The sequence below is a fragment of the Caulobacter sp. P1_D6 genome, assembly GCF_056406095.1.
This window is the reverse complement of the sequence record NZ_JBFUAW010000004.1, coordinates 118,908-138,663: the sequence shown is the minus strand read 5'-3', so window position 1 is coordinate 138,663 and position 19,756 is coordinate 118,908. Positions and strand designations below refer to the sequence as shown.

The window sequence follows — 19,756 nt, the reverse complement described above, 5'->3', positions numbered from 1 at the left end:
CCTTGTCGCGGGCCTGGCGGATCAGGACGGGATTGGTGGAGGCCTCGATGCTCGCCCAGGCCGCTTCGAGGGCGGCCATCAGCTTGAGCTGGAAGGTCAGGCACCGGGTGGGGATGTCGATGGTGGCTTGGGTCATGCCGCTAGTGTGCGGCCGTCCTGGAGGGTGGGGACGGGAAACGTGAGTTTTTGTGCAGGGGGTTGATTGGGTTGGGGTTTGTTCTGGCGGGAGTGGGGATAGAGGGCTCCTGAAGTCCGTCTCCCCGGCGAAGGCCGGGGCCCAGATTCAGCCGAAGCCTCTGGAGATGACGCGCCCTTCGACGGCGCCCCATCCGTAAGCGGTGGGTTCGACCTGGGCCCCGGCCTTCGCCGGGGAGACGGAGGGAGAGGAACGGCCTGGGTTTGGGGACACGCACAAGTGCATGTCCCCGGCTAGCCCTGTGGATAACTTTCAGGGTGAAGGTGGGGACACACACTCACGTCGTGGCCCTTGCCAGACCTGCGCGGCCTTGCCGTGAGTGTGTGTCCCCTGTGTCGGTCAGGGCGTCAGCTCGTCCAACCCCCGCCCAGCGCCTTGTAGATCGCCACGACGTTGGTGTTCACGCCGGTCTCGGCGACCGTCATCGAGTCCTCGGCCGCCAGCAGCGTCCGTTCGGCGTCCAGCAGCACCAGGAAGTCGATGCCGCCTTCCTTGTACTGGATCCGCGCCAGCTCGGCGGCGCGGCGCGAGGCGGCGGCCTGGTTGGTCAGGCTGACCAGCTGGGCCTGCTGCTGGCGATAGCCGACCAGGGCGTTCTCCAGGTCCTCCAGCGCCGCCAGCACGGTCTGGTCGTAGACGGCCAGGCTGGCGTCGTTGCGGGCTTCCGCCGCTTTCAGCCGCTGGTGGGCGCCGCCCAGGTCCAGGGCCGGCCAGGTGACCGAGGGGGCCACCGACCAGGCCTGGCTGGCGGCGTTGCCGAAGCCCGACGACGTGCCCGACAGGAAGCCGATGAAGCCCGTCACCCGGACGCGCGGGAAGAGGTCGGCCGTGGCCACCCCCACCTTGGCGGTCTGGGCGGCCAGGCGACGCTCGGCCGCCTGGACGTCGGGACGCCGGCGCAGCAGGTCGGCGGCGTCGCCGATCGGCAGGGCGGCGATCAGCGGCGTGACCTCGGCGGTCGTGGTCGCGACCAGGGCGGTGTCCAGTTCGCCCGGCCGCTTGCCGACCAGCACGCAGAGCCGGTAGTTGGCCCGCTTCTCGGCCGTGATCAGGGCGGGGATCACCGCCTCGGTGGCGTTCAGGCGGGCCTGGGCGCTGGCCACGTCGATCGGGTTTCCGGCGCCGGCGTCGTAGCGGACCTTGGTCAGCCGCAGGGTCTCGCGCTGGGTGTCGAGGTTGCGGTTGGCCACGGCCAGGCGGGCCTGGGCGCCGCGCAGTTCCAGGTAGTTGCGGGCCACCTCGGCGGCGATGGTCACCTGGGCGTCGCGCAGGTCGGCTTGCGCCGCGCCTGCCTCGGCCCGGGCCGACTCCACGCCCCGGCGAACGCGGCCGAACAGGTCGATCTCCCAGCCGGCGTCGAAGCCGGCCTGGTAGGTCTCGCTCTCGACCCGCTGGCCGTTCGAGCCCGGCTGCTGCTGGTCGCTCTTCTGGTAGGCCCCGCTGGCGGTGACCCGCGGGATCTGGTCCAGGCGCGCGTCCTTGAACAGGGCCCGGGCCTCGTCCACCCGGGCGACCGCGATGCGGATGTCCAGGTTGCCCGACAGGCTCTGGGTGACCAGGCTGTCGAGCACCGGGTCGTTGAACGCCTTCCACCACTGGGCCTCGGGGTTGGCGGTCGAGAAGGCGCCGGCCGGGGCGTTCTGCAGCACCACCGGCGCGGCGACCGGGGTCTTGTAGTCCGGCCCCACGGCGCAGGCCGACAGCAGCAGCATGCTGGCGAACAGGCCGAGCTGGACCTTCAGGTTCCGCCAGCCCGGCTGGCGGATTTGAGAAGCAAACATCAGTGCGCCTCCACGGCGGTCGTCGTTTGTTTGGCCGCCTTCAGCGCCGCCCGGCGGGCGGTGTTGCGACGGATCACGAAGTAGAAGATCGGGGTCAGGATCAGGCCGAAGACCGTCACCCCCAGCATCCCCGAGAACACCGCCACGCCCATGGCGCGGCGCATCTCGGCGCCGGCCCCGTGGCTGACCACCAGGGGCGCCACGCCCATGATGAAGGCGATCGAGGTCATCAGGATCGGCCGCAGGCGCAGGCGACAGGCTTCCAGCACCGCTTGCAGCGGCGTGTCGCCATGCTCCTCTCGCTCCTTGGCGAATTCGACGATCAGGATGGCGTTCTTACAGGCTAGGCCCACCAACACGATCAGCCCGATCTGGGTGAAGATGTTGTTGTCGCCATGGGTCAGCAGCACGCCGGCCAGGGCCGACAGCAGGGTCATCGGCACGATCAGGATGACCACCAGCGGCAGGCTCCAGCTTTCGTACTGGGCGACCAGCACGAGGAAGGCCAGGAGCACGCAGAGCGGGAAGATGTAGATCGCCGTGTTGCCCGCCAGGATCTGCTGGTAGGTCAGCTCGGTCCACTCGTAGCCCATGCCGTTGGGCAGCTCCTTCTTGGCCAGGTCCTCCAGCGCTTTCTGGGCCTGACCCGTCGAGTAGCCGGGGGCCGGGCCGCCGTTGATCTCGGCCGTGAGCACGCCGTTGTAGTGGCTCTCGCGGTCGGGGCCGGTGGCCTCCTTGAAGCTGACGAAGGCGCCCAGCGGGATCATCTGGCCGTCGGCGTTCCGCGTCTGCAGGCGCAGCATCTGCTCGGGCTGCATGCGGAATTTCTGGTCGGCCTGGACGTTGACCTCGTAGGTGCGGCCAAAGCGGTTGAAGTCGTTGACGTACAGCGAGCCCAGATAGACCTGCATGGTCTCGAACAGGTCGGTCAGGCTGACGCCCGAGGCCCGCGCCTTCTCGCGATCGATGTTGGCCTCGATCTTCGGCACGCTGACCTGGTAGGTCGAGAACACGCCGACCAGGGCGGGGTCCTTGCGGGCCTTGTCGATCAGGTTCTGGGTCTGCTTGTTCAGCTCGTCCGGGCCCAGGCCCGCGCGGTCGACGATCTGCATGCGGAAGCCGCCGATCGTGCCCAGCCCCTGCACCGAAGGCGGCGGGAAGACCGCGATCTGGGCGTCGGGGATGGCGCCGAACTTGGCGTTCAGCTGACCGACGATGGCGTTGGCCGACAGGTCGTGGCCGGTGCGGTTCTTGAAGTCGTCCAGCGGGAAGAACACCGCGCCGGAGTTGGGGCTGTTGATGAAGCCGTTGGCCGACAGGCCGGGGAAGGCGACCGAATGCTTGATGCCCGGCACCTTCATGGCGATGTCGCCCATCTGGCGGATGACGGCCTCGGTGCGGTCCAGCGAGGCCGCGTCGGGCAGCTGCACGACGGCGACGACATAGGCCTTGTCCTGCTGCGGCACGAAGCCGCCCGGGGTCTTGGCGAAGGCGAAGACCGTCAGGGCCAGCAGGATGCCGTAGATGACCAGGCCCGCCGTCGACTTGCCCAGGGTGCGGCCGACATTGCGGACGTAGCCGTCGGACGCCTTGGCGAACATGCGGTTGAACGGGTTGAACAACCAGCCCAGGGCCGCGTCGATCATCTTCTGGAAGCGGTCCTTGGGCGCGTCGTGGCTCTTGAGGAGCACGGCGGCCAGGGCCGGCGACAGGGTCAGCGAGTTGAAGGCCGAGATCACCGTCGAGATGGCGATGGTCAGGGCGAACTGGCGATAGAACTGGCCCGACAGGCCGCTGATGAAGGCGGTCGGGATGAACACCGCGCACAGCACCAGGGCCGTGGAGATGATCGGTCCGGTGACCTCGCTCATGGCCTTGCGGGTGGCCGCCGCCGGTTCAAGGCCGTTGGTTATGTTCCGCTCGACGTTCTCGACCACGACGATGGCGTCGTCGACGACGATGCCGATGGCCAGCACCAGGCCGAACAGGGTCAGGGCGTTGAGGCCGAAGCCCAGCATCAGCAGGACGGCGAAGGTGCCGATCAGCGAGACGGGCACGGCGATCAGCGGAATGATCGAGGCGCGCCAGCCCTGCAGGAAGATCACCACCACGATGACCACCAGGATGATGGCCTCGATCAGGGTGTGGATCACCGAGTTGATCGATTCCTGCACGAAGGCGGTGGTGTCGTAGATGATCTCGTAGTCGACGCCTTCCGGGAATTCCTTCTTCAGCTCCTTCATCGTCTTCTTGATGTCGGCCGCCATCGCCAGGGCGTTGGAGCCGGGGCGCTGGAAGATCGGCATGGCCACGGCCGACTTGTTGTCGAGCAGCGAGCGCAGCGCGTAGTTGTTGGCGCCCATCTCCACGCGGGCCACGTCGCCCAGGTGGGTCAGTTCGCCGTTCTCGCCGGAGCGGATGATGACGTTGCGGAACTGCTCCTCGTCGGTCAGGCGGCCAGGCGCGTTGACCGACAGCTGGAACTCGGCGCCCACATTGGTCGGCGGCGCGCCCAGCTGGCCGGCGGCGACCTGGACGTTCTGCTCGCGCAGCGACTTGACCACGTCGCCGGCCGTCATGTTCAGCGAGGCCAGCTTTTCAGGGTCCAGCCAGATCCGCATCGAATAGGCGCCGGCCCCGAAGATCTGCACGTCGCCCACGCCGTCGACGCGCTTGAGGCGGTCGCGGACGTTCAGCTGCGCGTAGTTGCTGAGGTACAGCATGTCGTAGCGGTTGTTGGGCGAGATCATGTGCACGACCAGGGTCAGGTCGGGCGAGGCCTTGTCGGTGGTCACGCCGATGCGCTGCACCTCCTGGGGCAGTTTCGGCAGGGCCTGGGCGACGCGGTTCTGCACCTGCACCTGGGCCTTATCGAGATCGGTCCCCAGCGCGAAGGTGACGGTCAGGATCATCGCGCCGTCGGAAGCCGACTGCGACGACTGGTAGATCATGCCCTCGACGCCGTTGATCGCCTGCTCCAGCGGAGCGGCGACGGTCTGGCCGATGACGGCGGGGTTGGCGCCCGGATAGGCGGCGCGCACGACCACGGTCGGCGGCACCACCTCGGGATATTCCGAGATCGGCAGGCGCGGCAGAGCCACCAACCCGGCGATGAAGATGACGATCGAGAGCACGGCGGCGAAGCGCGGTCTGCTCACGAAGAACTTGGAGAGCTCCGGAAGGTCCGGAGCGGGCTGCTGGGGGTACGCTTAGTTCTGGCCGACGCTGTTGATCATCGCGACACGCTGGGGACCGGTTTCGAACTGGGAGAGGTCGGTCGAAAGGTCGGTCTTGACGACCACCGGGCTGACGGTGTCGCCCGGCTTGACCTTCTGCAGGCCGCCGACGATCACCCGGTCGCCGGGCTTCAGGCCCGTGCGGATGATGCGCAGGTTGCCGGCCAGCGGACCGATCTCGACCGGGCGGTACTCGGCCTTGTTGTTGGCGCCCACCACCACGACGTAGCGCTTGCCCAGGTCGGTCGCCACCGCGCGGTCGGGGGCCAGGGCCACCGTCGCGGACGTGTCGCTGACCATGCGGATGCGGGCGAACAGGCCGGGGGTGAACCGGCCGTCGGCGTTGGCGAAGATCGCCCGTCCGCTGATCGTGCCGCTCTTGGCGTCCATGGCGTTGTCGATGAACTTCAGCTGGCCCTGGTGCGGATAACCGTCCTCGGTCATCAGGCCCATATAGACCGGGCTGGCCTTGCCGCGTTCGGCCGAGGCGTACTTCAGGAAGGTCTGCTCGTCGGCGTTGAAGGCGGCGTAGATCGGGGTGTCGCTGACCACGGTGGTCAGCAGGTTCGACGGGGTCACCAGGTTGCCTCGGGTGATCAGGGCCTTGGAGATCCGGCCGTCGATCGGCGAGACCACGCGGGTCCATTCCAGGTTCAGGCGGGCGGTTTGATAGGCCGCGTCGGCGGCGCCGAGATTGGCCTGGGCGGCCTTTTCTTCAGCGGAAAGCCGATCGAACTCGCTCTGGGCCAGGGCGTTCTGCTCGATCAGCCGGCGGCCGCGCTCGCGGTTGACGACGGCCAGGTTCAGCTGGGCCTTGGCGCGATCGACCTCGGCCGACGCGCGGTTGGCTTCGGCCTGGTAGGGGCGCGGATCGATCTGGAACAGCACCTGGCCCTTGCGGACCCGGGCGCCTTCCTCGAACCGGGCGCCGTCGATGTAGCCGCTGACCCGCGGACGGATGTCGACGGTGTCGATGGCTTCGAGGCGGCCGGTGAAGTCATCCCACTGGCGCAGTTCCTTGAAGGACACGGCGGTGATGGTGACCTGGGCGGGGGGCGGGGCGGCTTCCTGCTTGGCCTGGGCGCTGCAGGCGGCCAGCACGGCCATGGCGGCAAGGCCGGCGAAAGACGTGAAAACGGGGCGGAGGGACATCGGAGTACCTGTCGGACGAATGAAGCGGGGGAGGAGACGCGGTGGTTTTTCTATTCCCAGACGGGGCGCCGGGATTTCTGGCGGGCCTTGGACGAAGAGGCCCAGTCCTGTCCGGACGGGCCTTCGGCGCCTTGGCCGATCAGTTTGCGAAGGGAGCGGGCGGGCCCGGCGATCCAGCGCGGAACGCTGGCGGGCGGGGCGGCGGGGTGTTGGCTCGCGCTCGGGGGCATGGCTCGCGCTCCGTTCTGGGGTTAATGATCAAATGTCGCAGTTGCTGTTGCTTGACGTGACGTCCATCTGTGACGATGTAGTCGTATGTGACGATACCGTTCGGTATCATCCACGCGGTGAGAGATACTGACCGGTAACTCTCACGTCAAGGTGAGGTGCTGTGAAAATGGCTGAGAGAAATTCTGGCGGGGGCAAGGTGGACGAGTTGGAGGCAGTCGCGTGCCCTCCGTTGTCCAAAAGACCGGCCCGCGACCGGATCTTCGAAACGGCCCGCGAGCTGTTCTATCAGCACGGCATCCGCGCGGTGGGCGTCGAGGCGATCGCCCACGAGGCCGACGCCACCAAGATGACGCTGTACCGCAACTTCCCGTCCAAGGACGAGCTGGTCGCCGAGGTGCTGCGCGAGCAGGAACGCGACTACTGGGCCTGGTGGGACGAGGTCGTCGGCTGCACCTGCGGCGACCCGCGGGTCCAACTGGAAGCGATCTTCGACGCCTTCGAGACCAAGGCCTGCAACGCCGACGTCCACGGCTGCCCGCTGTCCAACGCCGCCATCGAACTGCACGAGGCCGACCACCCGGCCCAGAAGGTGTCGGTGGCCTACAAGCAGCAGCTGCATGCTCGGCTGGTCGAGCTGTGCCGCAAGGCCGGCGCGCCGGACGAGGACCTGGCCGACGGCCTGATGCTGCTGATGGAAGGCTCCTACACCGCCCGCGTCACCCTGGGCCCCAGCGGCCCGGTGCGGGCCGTGGCGCGCGCGGGGCGGTCGCTGATCAAGGCGCATCTGGACAAGCCGGAATGCTGAGACGGCGCTAGACGCGCCGCGCGAAACCCATCCCCCGACGGGTCCCGCGCGGCGCGCGCCGGCGCCGTCAAAGGGGAGGGAAAAGACGTCGCCTCCGAAAATCTATCAAATTGATAGGAATTGAGTCTCGGCAGATTTTCTGACCCGGCCCGCAGATCATCGAACGACCCGAGAAACTAAAAACGGGGCCAGGAGTTCTGGCTCGCGTCAGTTGCGTTCGGGTCATACCCATGTCGTCAAGTTGTGAAATTGCGAGCCTATAAGATGTGTCGATGTCATCCCCTCGTAGGGCGAATGCCGATCTGACCTCGATGTTTCGGGGCTGATCAGCGCCCGAATAGCCCCGCTCGTTCGCGCCCTTCCAAGGCTTTCCGGCCCGGCGCTCCCAAGTCCGATTTGCGTAAGGAGCTCTCCATGGCTCTGTTGATTTCCGTCACGCCGGCCGAGCAAGGCTGGTCCGTGCGCTCCGAGGCCCTCGAGGCCGAACTCACCTTCGAACGCGGCGGTCGCGCCGAAGCCGCCGCCCGCGACCTGGCCAACCGCCTGGCCGCCTCCGGCCGCGCCGCCGAGGTGCGGGTGTTCCTGCGCGACGGCGCAGAGGCCGGGCGTTTCCTGCACCCGGCACGGGCCTGGGCCAGCTAGCTGGCGCGGCCGGACGCCCCTACAGCCACCCGTTCCTCTTGAATCGCCAGTACAGATACCCGATCAGCCCCGCGACGCCGGCCATCACCATCGGATAGCCGAACGTCCATTTCAGCTCGGGCATGTGTTCGAAGTTCATGCCGTAGATCCCGGCCACCGCCGTCGGCACGGCCAGGATGGCGGCCCAGGCGGCCAGCTTGCGGGTGATGGCGCTCTGTCGTTGCTGTTCCAGCAGCGAGGCGGCTTCGAACACCGAGGTGATCACTTCGCGCAAGGCGTCGACCATGCCCTCGACCTTTTGTGTGTGGTCCAGCACGTCGCGGAAGTAGGGGCGGACGTCGTCGTCCAGGCACGGCGTTTCCAGATGCTCCAGCCGCCCGCAGACCTCGGCCATGGGCGACAGCACCCGCTTGAAGCGGATCAGGTCGCGTCGCAGGTGGAACAGGCGCTTGACCTCGGCGTGGCTGAGGAAGGCCTCGAGCGTGCGGCGCTCGATGTCCAGCACCTCGTCCTCCAGCGCCTGGATGATCGGCAGGTAGCCGTCGACCACGAAGTCGAGCACCGCGTGCAGCACGTAGTCCGAGCCCTTGGCCAACAGGGTCGGCGAGGCTTCCAACTGGGCGCGCAGCTCGGTATGGGCCCGGGCCGAGCCGTGGCGGACGGTGATCAGGTGGCCCTGGCCGACGAAGATCGCCGTCTCGCCATAGGCGATCTGGTTGTCGACCAGCTGGGCGGTGCGGGCCACCACGAACAGCTCGCGGCCATAGACCTCGACCTTGGGCCGCTGGTGGGCGTTGAGCGCGTCCTCGATCGCCAGGGGATGCAGCTTGAAGCGGGTCTGCAGCCGCGCCAGCTCGGCCGCGCTGGGCTCGTAAAGGCCGATCCACACGAACTCGCCCGGCTTGGTGACGAGGGCGTCCTCGTGATCGAGGCTGACCTCGCGGTTCCTGACGCCGTCCTTGTAGATATAGGCCGCAACGACGCTCATCGGGATCCCGGACCGCTTGCCTGGTCCCGTAAAATGGGACGGCGAAGATTCCTTTTAGCCAACGCTTCGGCTTTCGTCCGGTTCATGTTTAGCCTCTCGCCAACGCCGCGAACGCCGTCCATGATGGTTGCGGTAACATGGTTCGATCGCCCCCAGCGGCGACGCCAAAGACTGCTTGGGGGAGATACGCATGGGAAGCGACGCCGCGAAACCGGTGAAGGGCGCCAAGGGCGGTCGCGCCGTTGGGCGCAAGGACGGCCTGGTGATCGGGGCCGCATCGGTCGGCACCGTCTTCGAGTGGTACGACTTCTACCTCTACGGTTCGCTGGCCACCTACATCACCAAGCACTTCTTCTCGGGCGTCAACGAGACCACCGGCTACATCTTCGCCCTGCTGGCCTTCGCCGCCGGCTTCGCGGTGCGGCCGTTCGGGGCGCTGGTGTTCGGTCGGCTGGGCGACCTGTGGGGCCGCAAGAACACCTTCCTGGTCACCATGCTGCTGATGGGCCTGTCGACCTTCGTGGTCGGCCTGCTGCCCAGCTACGCCAGCATCGGCATCGCCGCGCCCATCGCCCTGGTGGTCATGCGCCTGGTCCAGGGCCTGGCCCTGGGCGGCGAGTACGGCGGCGCGGCCACCTATGTGGCCGAGCACGCCCCGCCCGGACGCCGCGGCTTCTACACCAGCTTCATCCAGGTGACGGCCACCTTCGGCCTGTTCCTCAGCCTGGTGGTGATCCTGCTGACCCGCAACGCGGTGGGCGAGGACGCCTTCCAGGCCTTCGGCTGGCGCATCCCGTTCCTGATCTCGGTGCTGCTGCTGGGCGTGTCGCTGTGGATCCGCCTGCAACTGGCCGAAAGCCCGTCGTTCCAGAAGATGGTCGACGAGGGCAAGGGCAGCAAGAAGCCCCTGGCCGACTCGTTCGCCAAGTGGGGCAACCTGAAGATCGTGCTGCTCGCCTTGGTGGGCTTGACCGCTGGTCAAGCGGTGGTCTGGTACACCGGCCAGTTCTACGCCCTGTTCTTCCTGGAGAAGATGCTCAAGGTCGACGGCGGCACGACCAACCTGCTGGTCGCCGTCGCACTGCTGATCGGCACGCCGTTCTTCGTGTTCTTCGGCTGGCTGTCGGACAAGATCGGCCGCAAGCCGATCATCATGCTGGGCTGCATCCTGGCGGCCCTGACCTATTTCCCGCTGTTCAAGACCCTGACGACGGCGGCCAACCCGCAGCTGGCCGCCGCCGTGGCCAGCGCGCCGGTGACCGTGGTGGCCGACCCGGCCGACTGCTCGTTCCAATTCGATCCGGTGGGCAAGACGGTGTTCAACCGCTCGTGCGACCTGGCCAAGTCGTACCTGGCCAAGGCCGGCGTGACCTACGCCAACCAGGCCGCTCCGGCCGGCTCGGTGGCTCAGGTCAAGATCGGCGCGACGACCATCGCCTCGTTCCCGGGTCAGACCCTCGACAAGGCGGCCTTCAAAGACCGCAAGACGGCCTGGGAGAAGGAACTGGGCACGGCGCTGAAGACCGCCGGCTATCCGGCCAAGGCCGACGACGCGCTGATCAACAAGCCCATGGTGGTGGCGATCCTGACGATCCTGGTGCTGTACGTGACCATGGTCTACGGCCCGATCGCCGCCATGCTGGTCGAGATGTTCCCGACCAACATCCGCTACACCTCGATGAGCCTGCCCTATCACATCGGCAACGGCTGGTTCGGGGGCTTCCTGCCGACCACGGCCTTCGCCATGGTCGCGGCCACGGGCAACATCTATTACGGACTCTGGTACCCGATCGTGGTGGCCGCGGTGACCGCCGTGGTGGGCGTCCTGTTCCTGAAGGAAACCAAGGACGTCGACATCGAGGCCTAGCTAATCTGGGCGGGCTGGCCGGGGCCTAGCGTCCCGGTCAGCAGTCCGTCGATGCGGGCGCCCTGCGGGGTCTCGCGACGCGCGTCGAGATAGGCCGTCACCCGGTCCAGCATCTGTTCGGCCTGGGTCAGGCCGCCCAGCGCCCAGTCGATCTCGCTGACGGTCCGGTGGTCGCCGTGCAGGCGCTCGCGGGACGAGGCCAGGGCCTTCATGGCCACCGCGTGCAGGGCGGTCATGTCGCGGCAGGCCTCGGCGGCCATCCAGCCGACGGCGGCCATGCGACGGGCCCGACTCAGGGCTGCTTCGGCGTCGCGCTGACGATTCTCCGCTTCGCGCAATACGGCCTGCGCCCGACCCAGTTGGCGGGCTCCACTTTCGGCGATCTGGCGCCTTTGCCGCTGTTCGCCGTCGCAAACGGCCTTCATGTCGCGCAGAGCTTGCGCCCAGTCATCCTGCTCTCGCGGGTTGCTTGGAGTCTCCGCGAGATTCCGTTTCCCGAAGATCGCCATTTCCTTCCAATTTTGACGAGCCATAGAGTCCTCCGTGACCCTGTTTCGCCGTCATGTTTCTTCCGAATCTCTCGGTCTGCTATGCGGCAAGTGCCAATCGCGCATCTGTTCCTTCTAATTTTGTGTATTAATGAATAATATTAAATTAACTATACACAAAACTTGGTTATCAAGCTGCGCCATTCGCAAATTTTGTAATTTTCTCTGCTGTTTCGATGCTTTCTAGTGGTTTCACCTTACTTACAACAAAGATGGTCCGTGCCATCCTCGAAGGGTGAATCGGGCGTGACGACGGGTGCGATCGCTTAAAGCTTTGGTGCAGACGCCATTGATCGCATGGTCTCCGCCAGGAGAGGTCCGATGGACAATGAAGGCATGCGGGGAACACACTCTCATTCTCGATCTTGGTCGACCGCTGACTGGCGGCAACCCGCGACGACCAAGCCGAACGACAGCCTGAGCGACGACGGACTGGTCTCCGGAGGGCTGGACGAGCAGCGGTCGTTCGGCGCGCGCGCGGCGCCGGTGTCGTTGGGCCGTGTGGTCCTGAGCGAGACCCGCGGCCCGCACGAGGTCTGGGCCCACACGGCCGGCCGCGACCTGGCGATCACCCAGCTGACGCCCGAGCCGTGCCGTGGCCACCTGCTGCGGGCCAGCCTGGGCGACATGGGCTTCGACGCCGGGGCGTTCGACGGCGACCTCCGCGTGCGCGGGGTCATGGCGCGCAAGGCCTTCAGCCTGGTTTCGGTGATGGAGCAGGAGGGCGTGCTCAACCAGTGGGGCCACCGAATCGAGGAGGGCGACGTCATCGCCATCCCGCCGGGCGGCGAGCTGGACGGACGGTTCCAGGGCCACGTCGCCTACGCCGTCGTCACCGCGCCGTGGGGCCTGGTGATGCAGCGGGCCGAGGCGTTCGAATGGCTGGCCGACCCGTGCTTCTGGACCGAACCCGCCGTCTATTCGCCGCCGCCCGAGGCCCGGGCCGCCTGCAAGCGCGTGCTGCAGGGCTGCTCCGGCATGCTGCGGACCCTGGGAGCCGGCGTGCCGAGCGGCGCCGTCGCCTTCCTGCGCAACGAGCTGCTGGACGGCGTGCTGTCGGCCTTGGCCGAGGTCAAGGTCGAGGGCGCCCGCCGGCAGGGCGCGCTGAACGCCGCCCGCATCGTACGGGGCGCGGAGGACTTCCTGGAAAGCGGCGGGGCCCGCCAGGCCGTGCAGATCGAGGATATCTGCCTGGCCCTGAACATCTCGCGCCGCACGCTGTACCGCGCTTTCCACGACCTGCTCGACGTCAGCCCCAAGGCCTATCTGCGGCTGAAGAACATGTCGGCGGCCCGGGCCCGGCTGCTGGACGCCGGCAATCGGCCGACCACGGTGACCCAGGTGGCGCTGGACCAGGGCTTCTGGGAGCTGGGGCGGTTCTCGGGCGCCTATCGGGCGATGTTCGGCGAGTCTCCGTCCGAAACCCTGCGCGGGGCCCAGGGGGCTGCTCAGAGCGCGGCTCAGGGCGACAGCCTTAGGCGTTGACAGCGACCGCCGACGCCGCCGACGCTTGAGGCGAGCGCGCCAGGCGCTCCCGTGCAGGGCGGCGTTGATGGCTTCGCGTTTCCTCCGTGCCCGTTTCGGCGTCTAGTTCGCCGGGCATGCGTAACCGACCGACCGCCGTGGTCCTGTACAACTGGCGCGGCCAGTGGCCGATGCGCCGCTGGGAGCATCAGCGGATCTTCGCCTGGAAGGCCTGTTTCCCCGGGCGGGTGAGCTTCCTGAACATCGGGTTTCCGTTCAATCCGGCCTGGATCACGGGGCTGGATCCCGACCTGGTGGTGGTCGACGCCACCGCCCTGACCGCGCGCTACACCCGCGTCGGCCTGGGCGGCCTGCGGCGGGCGATGGACGCGGTTCCGGCGCGATCGCGGCGCGTGGCCGCGCCGCTCGACGAGTTCCTCGGCCTTCAGGACCTGCGCGATTTCCTGGTCGAGGCGCGGATCGACCTGCTGCTCACGGCGCTGGAGCCGGCGCTGTGGGACAGCGTCTATCCGGTCGCGCAGCGGCCGTTCGCCCTGCGGCGCTTCCTGCCCAGCTATGTCGACGACGGGCTGGCGCGGCGGACCTCCAGCGACCTGGCGCGGCGATCGATCGCGGTCAGCTATCGGGCCTGGGAGACGCCGGCCTGGCTGGGCGAGATGGGGGTGCTCAAGCGCGAGGTCGGGCTGAAGGCGGCGGCCTGGGCCCAGGCGCGGGGCCATCGCGCCGACGTGGCGGTGGACGGCGAGCGCAGGCTGGTCGGCGACGCCTGGCTCCGCCTGCTGGGCGCCAGCCGGGCGGTGGTCRGGGTCGAGGGCGGCTCGTCGCTGGTCGATCCGGCCGCCGCCCTGACGCCCCAGCCCGAGATCCGCGCCATGTCGCCCCGCCACCTCGAGGCCGTGGCGACCCGGACCTTCCAGGTGCTGGTGGAGGGCGACTACAGCGGCGTCCTCGAGGCCGGGACCCACTACCAGCCGGTCCGCCGCGACCTGTCCGACATCGAGGCGGCCCTCGATCTCAGCCGCGATCCGCAACGAGCCCAGGCGATGGTCGACCGGGCCCACGACGAGATCGTGGCGTCGGGCCGCTACAGCTGGCGCACGGCGGTGGCCGAGATCACCGATCAGGTGCTGGCGTGAAGCGGGGCCTGCCGCTGTTCCTGCGCCTGCGCGATTGCGCCGCCTGGGCGGTGATCATCGTGGAGGCGCGCCTGCTCAAGGCGCCGATGCTGCGGCGGCGGCTGGGCGCCGTCGCGCGCCTGCCGTTCCTGCGGCGCTGGATCGGCGTGGACTAGGCCTTGTCCGCGATCATCGCCGCAGCAGGCGGCGCGCCAGGCCTTCCAGCCCCGCGCGGCGCACGGCGGCGCGCGCCAGCCGCCAGGCCAGGCCCGGGGGGCGCATCTCGTGCGGATTGTCGATGGCCATGAACGGGAAGGCCTTGCGGAACTTGGCGTCGATGCGGTCGGTGGTCACCGCGGCCGGCCGGCCGGCCGCGGTCTCGGCGACCTGCTGGTCGAACACCTCGATCATCGCCCCGTAGCCATAGGCGGGGTTGAGGGCGATTTCGGCATAGGCGTTGGTGATGATCTCGGCGACCCGCTCCGGATCGCGCAGCACGGCCGCCACTTGCGCCATGTTGCCGTGGTCCTTGTCGAGCGGGACATAGTGCCGCCACGGCTCCAGCACGCCCGAATAGCGTCCCGGATAGGCGATGATCAGGGTGCGCAGGGCGATCGCCTCGAAGACCCGGGGCGAGATCTGGGCGATGTCGATCTGGTCTTCCTGCCCGGCGAAGAACCGGTCGCGCAGCATCTCGTACGAGGGCTTGCGGGCCAGGGCGGGGATCGGGTGCGGACGCTCGATCAGCGCGGCGAAGCTTTCGGTGCGGGCGGCCACCGCGCCGTCGAAGTCGAAGACGCTGGCCCCGCTCTCGACCGCCAGCACGGCCTGGCAACTTCGGATGAACTTGACCCAGTCGCGGCCGTAGAGCCGGCTGCGTTCGGACCAGGCGATGTCGGTCGAGATGCCGAACCGCTTGGCGTCGCGCTTGAACAGCTTGCCGATCCGGATCTTCTCGCGGCCCTGCTCGCCGTGCCAGGCCGGATAGGTGCGCCCGCGATAGCCGACCATGGTCTTGCGGGCCGCCAGCGGCACGGGCGGGTACTGGGTCAGCCATTGGGGCACGTAGCCGGTCAGCACCTGCTGGGTGCGCAGCTTGCCGGCCTTGCCGTAGACCTGCTCGGCCTCGGTCGGCCCCAGGCAGGTGAAGACCAGGTCCACGCCGCAGGCCTCCAGCGCGTCGAGGGTGGCGTTCACGAAGCGGTATTCGTCCTGGATGAACACCGCCTTGGCCCCGCGGAAGGCGGCCAGGGCGCGACGCGAGCGCGGGCCGACGAAGGCCTCGATCGCCAGGAACAGCGAATAGTGGATCACGACCGCGTCGAAGGTCTCCAGCTTCACGCCGTCGAAGATCTCGCCGGTCCGCGACAGCACCCGGACCTCGTGGCGCGAATAGCGGGCGAAGGCGTTGATGTGGTCGCAGACCGTGGCGGCGTTGGCCGGGTCGTAGTTGCAGGCCAGCAGGATGCGCAGCGGCCGCGCCTCGCCGTTCAGCGCGTTCTCGAGGGCCTGCTCGGGCGACACGTCGTGAGCGGGCAGAGGCGGCCGGGGACGGTCGCCCCGAGGCTGGTCATGCGTGTCCTTCATGGACGGGCTCCGGTCATGGCGCGCGGCGCGGCTAGCTCGCCTTCGAGAAAACGGGCGATCGTCTCGACGATCCGCTCGGCGGCGTCGCCGGCGCCGTAGTCGTCGATCTCACGCCGGGGCCGGTAGTCGTTCACGGTCCACAGCCGGTTCCACCCCGCGTCCACCGTCTCGCTCCATTCGGTGTCGTCGCGCAGGGTGACACAGGGCTTGCGATGAAAATAGGCCTCCTTCTGCAGGCCGCCGGAATCGGTGAGCACCAAGGCGCAGTGGGCCAGCAGCCGCTGCATGTCGATCGGCCCCACGGGCTCGATCACCGTCAGGCCGGCCAGGTCGACGCCGAACCGGGCCGCCGCCTCGCGGGTTCGCGGATGCAGGGGCAGGATCACGGGACCCCGGCCGACATGCTGGCGCAGATAGCCCACGGCGGCGGCCAGGCTGGCGGCGCTGTCCGTGGTGGCCGCGCGGTGCAGGGTGGCGACGGCGTAGGCGCCGAGCGGCAGGTTCAGGCGGCACAGGACGCTGTCGGCGGGGCGGGGCAGGGCGGCCATGGCCAGGACCGCGTCCTGCATCACGTCGCCCACATGATGCACGCCCTCGACCAGGCCTTCGCGCGCCAGGTGGCCGACCGCGGCCCGGGTGGGGGCGAACAGCAGCCGGCTCAGATGGTCGACGACCACGCGGTTGGTCTCCTCGGGCATCGACCGGTCGAAGACCCGCAGCCCCGCCTCGACATGGGCCACCGGCACGCCGGACTTGGCGGCCGCCAGGGCGCCGGCCAAGGTCGAGTTGGTGTCGCCGTAGACGATCACCAGGTCGGGCGCGTGGCGGGCGATGACCCCGTCGAGGGCGGCCAGCATCCGCCCGGTCATCTCGCCGTGCGAGCCGCCGTGGACGCCCAGGTTCTCGGCCGGTTCGGGCAGGTCCAGTTCGCGGAAGAAGCGGTCCGACAGGGTCGCGTCATGGTGCTGGCCGGTATGGACCATCACCTCGGCCAGGCCCGGCGTTCGGGCGATGGCGCGGCTGACGGGCATGGCCTTGACGAACTGCGGCCGGGCGCCGACCACGGTCAGCAGGCGCCCCATGACACGGCCTGTCACGCCGGCTGTCCCGAATGAGCCAGGCGGGCCCGCACCCGCGCCGTCACGCGGTCCAGGCCCTCGTCCAGCGACACCTTCGGCGTCACGCCCAGCAGGTCGCGCATGCGGGCCAGGCTGGGCTGCTTTGCGGCGGTCATCCGGGCCGGCAGGTCGTGCGGCGTGACCAGCGACGGCGAGGCGTTCAGCCGGGTCCGCAAGCCCTCGGCCAGGGCCTCGATCGGCGTCACGTCCGGGTGGCCGATATTGATCACCGCGTGCTCCTCGACCCCGGCGGCGGCCTCGATGGCGCGCACGGCGTCGGAGATGTGCAGCCAGCCCCGGGCGCTGCCGCGATGCACCTGGATCGGCCGGCCGCGCGCCAGGTCGTGGGCGAAGCGGATCATCGCCGAGCGGTGGTCGCCGAAGTCCTCGTTCTCGTCATAGATCATGAACGGCCGCAGGGTGACCGCGCGCAGGCCGTGCTGGGCCACCTCATAGTCGACCAGCTGCTCGCCCAGCAGCTTGGTCAGGCCGTAGCGGTTGTTGGGGCGGGGAACCGTCAGGGTCTCGTCCATCGGCCCGTCGGTGGGGCCGTAGACTTCCGAGGTCGAGAAATAGACCAGCTTGGCGTCGGCGGCCTGGGCCAGCAGCACCACGTTGTTCAGCCCGCCCAGATTGGTGCTGACCGCCAGGCTGGAGGCCTGCTCGCAGGTCACCCGGCTGACCACGGCCGCCAGGGCGAAGATCACGTCCGGCTTCCAGCGCAGGGTCGGCATCAGGTCGGCCGGCTGGTTGATGTCGACCTGCAGGTAGTCCTTGCGCCAGCCGGGCTTGATGTCGGCGCACAGCACCTCCCAGCCCTGGGCGCGCAGGTGCGCCGCCAGGGGCTTGCCGATATTGCCTTCCGATCCGATGACCAGGGCCCGCTTCATCCGACGCTCGCTGACTGTTCTTCACTGGGATCTTCGCCGAAGCCCGACAGGTTGATCACCCGCCGCAGCCCGTCCGGTCGCTCGGCATAGCGGTCGCCGGTGCGGGGGCAGACCAGGTCCGGGCCCAACACCTCGCCGGCGTGGCTGACCCAGCCGACCCGGCGGGCCGGAACGCCGGCCATCAGCGCCAGAGGCGGGACGTCGTGGGTGACCACGGCGCCGGCGGCGATCAGGCACCAGGCGCCCAGGGCGTTGCCGCAGACGATGGTGGCGTTGGCCCCGATCGTCGCGCCGCGTCCAACGCGGGTGGGCCTGAACTCGGCCTTGCGGTCGATCTCGGCTCGGGGCGTCGTGACGTTGGTGAACACGCAGCTGGGACCGCAGAACACGCCGTCCTCCAGGACTACGCCGGCATAGAGGCTGACATTGTTCTGGATCTTGCAGCGGGCGCCGATGATCACGCCGGGGCCGATGGCGACGTTCTGGCCGATCACGCAGTCGCCGCCGATCAGGGCCCCGGCCGCCACGTGGCTGAACCGCCAGACCCGGGTGCCGGCGCCCAGCACCGCGCCCGGCTCGACCTCGGCCGAGGGATGGGCCCAGGCCAGCGGGCGGTCCGATGACGAGGCGGCGCTCATCTCAGGCCTTCACGATCTTGCCGGCCAGGGCGGGATCGACCCGGGCGGCGGCGTTGCGGGTGTCGATCACCAGCGGCGTCTCGCGGACCAGTCGGGCGTAGTCGAGCGCGTCGTGGTCCGTGACGATGATGGCGCAGTCGAAGCCGGCCAGCGCGTCGCGGCCGATGTCGATCGACTGCATCAGCGTGTCGCCGACCATCAGCTCGGGCGCCAGCGGGTCGTGGTAGCTGACCCGCGCGCCGCGGCTGCGCAGGATCTCGATGATGTCGCGGGCCGGGGTCTCGCGGGTGTCGTCGATGTTGCGCTTGTAGGCCACGCCGACGATCAGGATGTGGGCGCCGATCGGCGAGCATCCGCGCTTGGCCAGGGCCTCCAGCGTCTTGTCGACCACCCGCCCGGGCATGGCCTGCGAGATCTCGCCGGCCAGCTCGACCATCTTCAGCGTCGCCCCCTCGGCCTTGGCCCGCCAGGCCAGGTAGAAGGGGTCCACCGGAATGCAGTGGCCGCCGACGCCGGGGCCGGGGAAGAACGGCATATAGCCGAAGGGCTTGGTCTGGGCGGCGTGGATCACCTCCCAGATGTCGATGCCCAGGGCCTCGAAGCTGACCTTCAGTTCGTTGACCAGGGCGATGTTGACGAACCGGAAGACGTTCTCGGTCAGCTTGACCGCCTCGGCGGTGCGCGTGTCGCGGACCGGCACCGTGGCGGTGATGGCGTCGTAGAGCGCGCAGGCCAGGTGGCGTTCGGCTTCGCTGTCGGCGCCGACGATCTTGGGGGTCGAGGCGGTGGTGAAGGCGTGGTTGCCGGGGTCCTCGCGCTCGGGCGAATAGGCCAGGGCGAAGTCGCGGCCGGCCCGCAGGCCCGAACGCTCCAGGATCGGCTTGAGCACCTCGACGGTGGCCCCGGGGAAGGTGGTGGACTCCAGCACGATCAGTTGGCCCGGGCGCAGCACGGTCGCCAGGGTTTCGGCGGCCTCGACCACGTGGCTCAGGTCCGGGGCGTTATGCGAGGTGATCGGGGTGGGCACGCAGATCAGCACCGCGTCGGCGCGGGCCAGGACGTCCGGCGCGCTGGTCGCGGCGAAGCCCCGCTCGCGCATGGCCGCCACGCGCGCGTCGGCGAAGTGGCTCAGATACGACGCGCCCCGGTTCAGGGTCGCCAGGCGGGTCTCGTCCAGGTCGAAGCCGATCACCCGAAAGCCCGCCGAGCAGAAGGCGTCCGACAGCGGCAGGCCGACATAGCCCATGCCGACGACACCGACGACGGCTTCGCGTTGCAGGATTTTCCGGGCCAGGATTTGAAAGTTCGACGTTAAGTTGTCGTCTGTGTGCAATGGAAACGTCGGAACGTGGACGTTCATTGGCCCCTCGCGCGGCAGGCGTTCTTACTGGAGGTCAATGCGCCCCTCGACATGGCGGGATCGTACGCGTTGAAAGCCTTCGGGAAAAGGGTGTTTGTCTCGGGTATATTTGCTGAG

15 protein-coding genes and 1 pseudogene are annotated in these 19,756 nt (G+C 68.6%); 6 read left to right on the top strand and 10 right to left on the bottom strand.

Annotation, left to right across the window (positions count from 1 at the left end):
* Positions 1–543: 543 nt before the first annotated feature.
* From AC1DYP_RS02720 to AC1DYP_RS02710, 3 genes and pseudogenes are all read right to left on the bottom strand, one after another.
* Positions 544–1,977 carry an efflux transporter outer membrane subunit gene (locus tag AC1DYP_RS02720; RefSeq protein WP_477045021.1) on the bottom strand — a complete coding sequence of 478 codons (1,434 nt, stop codon included), beginning with the start codon at positions 1,975–1,977 and terminating at the stop codon, positions 544–546.
* Positions 1,977–5,156: pseudogene (locus tag AC1DYP_RS02715) on the bottom strand (efflux RND transporter permease subunit); the annotation flags it as partial. The pseudogene AC1DYP_RS02715 and the gene AC1DYP_RS02720, both read right to left, overlap by 1 nt.
* A 30-nt stretch (positions 5,157–5,186) precedes the next feature.
* Positions 5,187–6,365, bottom strand: a complete 1,179-nt coding sequence (locus AC1DYP_RS02710; RefSeq protein WP_477045020.1) for an efflux RND transporter periplasmic adaptor subunit — start codon at positions 6,363–6,365, stop codon at positions 5,187–5,189.
* Between the two features lie 397 nt (positions 6,366–6,762).
* Between AC1DYP_RS02710 and AC1DYP_RS02705 the strand changes: the two genes are divergently transcribed.
* Positions 6,763–7,401 (top strand): TetR/AcrR family transcriptional regulator, encoded by a 639-nt coding sequence (locus AC1DYP_RS02705; RefSeq protein WP_477045019.1) that lies wholly within the window; start codon positions 6,763–6,765, stop codon positions 7,399–7,401.
* A 414-nt stretch (positions 7,402–7,815) separates the two neighbouring features.
* Entirely contained in the window at positions 7,816–8,043 is a 228-nt protein-coding gene (locus AC1DYP_RS02700; RefSeq protein ID WP_477032165.1) for a DUF2188 domain-containing protein, read from the top strand.
* Positions 8,044–8,062: 19 nt separating this feature from the next.
* Here the strand turns inward: AC1DYP_RS02700 and corA are convergent, their stop codons facing one another.
* Complete coding sequence (corA, locus tag AC1DYP_RS02695; protein WP_477045018.1) at positions 8,063–9,031, bottom strand: magnesium/cobalt transporter CorA; 969 nt, start codon at positions 9,029–9,031, stop codon at positions 8,063–8,065.
* A 190-nt stretch (positions 9,032–9,221) separates the two neighbouring features.
* Here corA and AC1DYP_RS02690 point away from each other — a divergent pair, with 190 nt between their 5' ends.
* Positions 9,222–10,898 (top strand): MFS transporter, encoded by a 1,677-nt coding sequence (locus AC1DYP_RS02690; RefSeq protein ID WP_477045017.1) that lies wholly within the window; start codon positions 9,222–9,224, stop codon positions 10,896–10,898.
* On the opposite strand, the gene AC1DYP_RS02685 is transcribed toward AC1DYP_RS02690, so the two are convergent.
* The gene (locus AC1DYP_RS02685) at positions 10,895–11,176 is read right to left on the bottom strand and encodes a hypothetical protein (RefSeq protein WP_477045016.1); all 282 of its coding nucleotides are present in this window, start codon (positions 11,174–11,176) and stop codon (positions 10,895–10,897) included. The genes AC1DYP_RS02690 and AC1DYP_RS02685 overlap by 4 nt on opposite strands.
* A 591-nt stretch (positions 11,177–11,767) precedes the next feature.
* On the opposite strand from AC1DYP_RS02685, the gene AC1DYP_RS02680 reads away from it, so the two are divergent.
* The 3 genes from AC1DYP_RS02680 (at position 11,768) to AC1DYP_RS02670 (ending at position 14,222) form a co-directional block, all read left to right on the top strand.
* Positions 11,768–12,931, top strand: a complete 1,164-nt coding sequence (locus AC1DYP_RS02680) for a helix-turn-helix domain-containing protein (protein ID WP_477045015.1) — start codon at positions 11,768–11,770, stop codon at positions 12,929–12,931.
* Positions 12,932–13,047: 116 nt separating this feature from the next.
* Positions 13,048–14,067, top strand: a complete 1,020-nt coding sequence (locus tag AC1DYP_RS02675) for a hypothetical protein (protein WP_477045014.1) — start codon at positions 13,048–13,050, stop codon at positions 14,065–14,067.
* The gene (locus tag AC1DYP_RS02670; RefSeq protein ID WP_477032159.1) at positions 14,064–14,222 is read left to right on the top strand and encodes a hypothetical protein; all 159 of its coding nucleotides are present in this window, start codon (positions 14,064–14,066) and stop codon (positions 14,220–14,222) included. The genes AC1DYP_RS02675 and AC1DYP_RS02670 overlap by 4 nt, the downstream gene beginning before the upstream one ends.
* Before the next feature lie 13 nt (positions 14,223–14,235).
* On the opposite strand, the gene AC1DYP_RS02665 is transcribed toward AC1DYP_RS02670, so the two are convergent.
* From AC1DYP_RS02665 to AC1DYP_RS02645, 5 genes are read right to left on the bottom strand one after another with little or no spacing between them, the layout of a single operon-like run.
* A complete protein-coding gene (locus tag AC1DYP_RS02665; RefSeq protein ID WP_477045013.1) occupies positions 14,236–15,633 on the bottom strand; it encodes a hypothetical protein in 1,398 nt (465 codons plus the stop codon).
* Complete coding sequence (wecB, locus tag AC1DYP_RS02660) at positions 15,630–16,730, bottom strand: non-hydrolyzing UDP-N-acetylglucosamine 2-epimerase (protein WP_477045012.1); 1,101 nt, start codon at positions 16,728–16,730, stop codon at positions 15,630–15,632. The genes AC1DYP_RS02665 and wecB overlap by 4 nt, the downstream gene beginning before the upstream one ends.
* On the bottom strand, positions 16,727–17,641 hold the full coding sequence (locus tag AC1DYP_RS02655; RefSeq protein ID WP_477045011.1) for an NAD-dependent epimerase/dehydratase family protein: 915 nt from the start codon (positions 17,639–17,641) through the stop codon (positions 16,727–16,729). The genes wecB and AC1DYP_RS02655 overlap by 4 nt, the downstream gene beginning before the upstream one ends.
* Positions 17,638–18,279, bottom strand: a complete 642-nt coding sequence (locus AC1DYP_RS02650; protein WP_477045010.1) for an acyltransferase — start codon at positions 18,277–18,279, stop codon at positions 17,638–17,640. Before AC1DYP_RS02650 ends, AC1DYP_RS02655 begins: the two co-directional genes overlap by 4 nt.
* A 1-nt stretch (position 18,280) precedes the next feature.
* The gene (locus AC1DYP_RS02645) at positions 18,281–19,639 is read right to left on the bottom strand and encodes a nucleotide sugar dehydrogenase (RefSeq protein ID WP_477045009.1); all 1,359 of its coding nucleotides are present in this window, start codon (positions 19,637–19,639) and stop codon (positions 18,281–18,283) included.
* Positions 19,640–19,756: the final 117 nt, after the last annotated feature.

Excerpts from the sequence above, each read along its gene's own strand:
- AC1DYP_RS02720 (WP_477045021.1), bottom strand. The coding sequence starts at position 1,977 with ATGTTTGCTTCTCAAATCCGCCAGCCGGGCTGGCGGAACCTGAAGGTC.
- corA (WP_477045018.1), bottom strand. The coding sequence starts at position 9,031 with ATGAGCGTCGTTGCGGCCTATATCTACAAGGACGGCGTCAGGAACCGC.
- AC1DYP_RS02705 (WP_477045019.1), top strand. The coding sequence starts at position 6,763 with ATGGCTGAGAGAAATTCTGGCGGGGGCAAGGTGGACGAGTTGGAGGCA.
- AC1DYP_RS02645 (WP_477045009.1), bottom strand. The coding sequence starts at position 19,639 with ATGAACGTCCACGTTCCGACGTTTCCATTGCACACAGACGACAACTTA.
- AC1DYP_RS02650 (WP_477045010.1), bottom strand. The coding sequence starts at position 18,279 with ATGAGCGCCGCCTCGTCATCGGACCGCCCGCTGGCCTGGGCCCATCCC.
- AC1DYP_RS02680 (WP_477045015.1), top strand. The coding sequence starts at position 11,768 with ATGGACAATGAAGGCATGCGGGGAACACACTCTCATTCTCGATCTTGG.
- AC1DYP_RS02700 (WP_477032165.1), top strand. The coding sequence starts at position 7,816 with ATGGCTCTGTTGATTTCCGTCACGCCGGCCGAGCAAGGCTGGTCCGTG.
- AC1DYP_RS02690 (WP_477045017.1), top strand. The coding sequence starts at position 9,222 with ATGGGAAGCGACGCCGCGAAACCGGTGAAGGGCGCCAAGGGCGGTCGC.
- AC1DYP_RS02685 (WP_477045016.1), bottom strand. The coding sequence starts at position 11,176 with ATGGCCGCCGTCGGCTGGATGGCCGCCGAGGCCTGCCGCGACATGACC.
- AC1DYP_RS02710 (WP_477045020.1), bottom strand. The coding sequence starts at position 6,365 with ATGTCCCTCCGCCCCGTTTTCACGTCTTTCGCCGGCCTTGCCGCCATG.
- AC1DYP_RS02665 (WP_477045013.1), bottom strand. The coding sequence starts at position 15,633 with ATGAAGGACACGCATGACCAGCCTCGGGGCGACCGTCCCCGGCCGCCT.
- AC1DYP_RS02655 (WP_477045011.1), bottom strand. The coding sequence starts at position 17,641 with ATGAAGCGGGCCCTGGTCATCGGATCGGAAGGCAATATCGGCAAGCCC.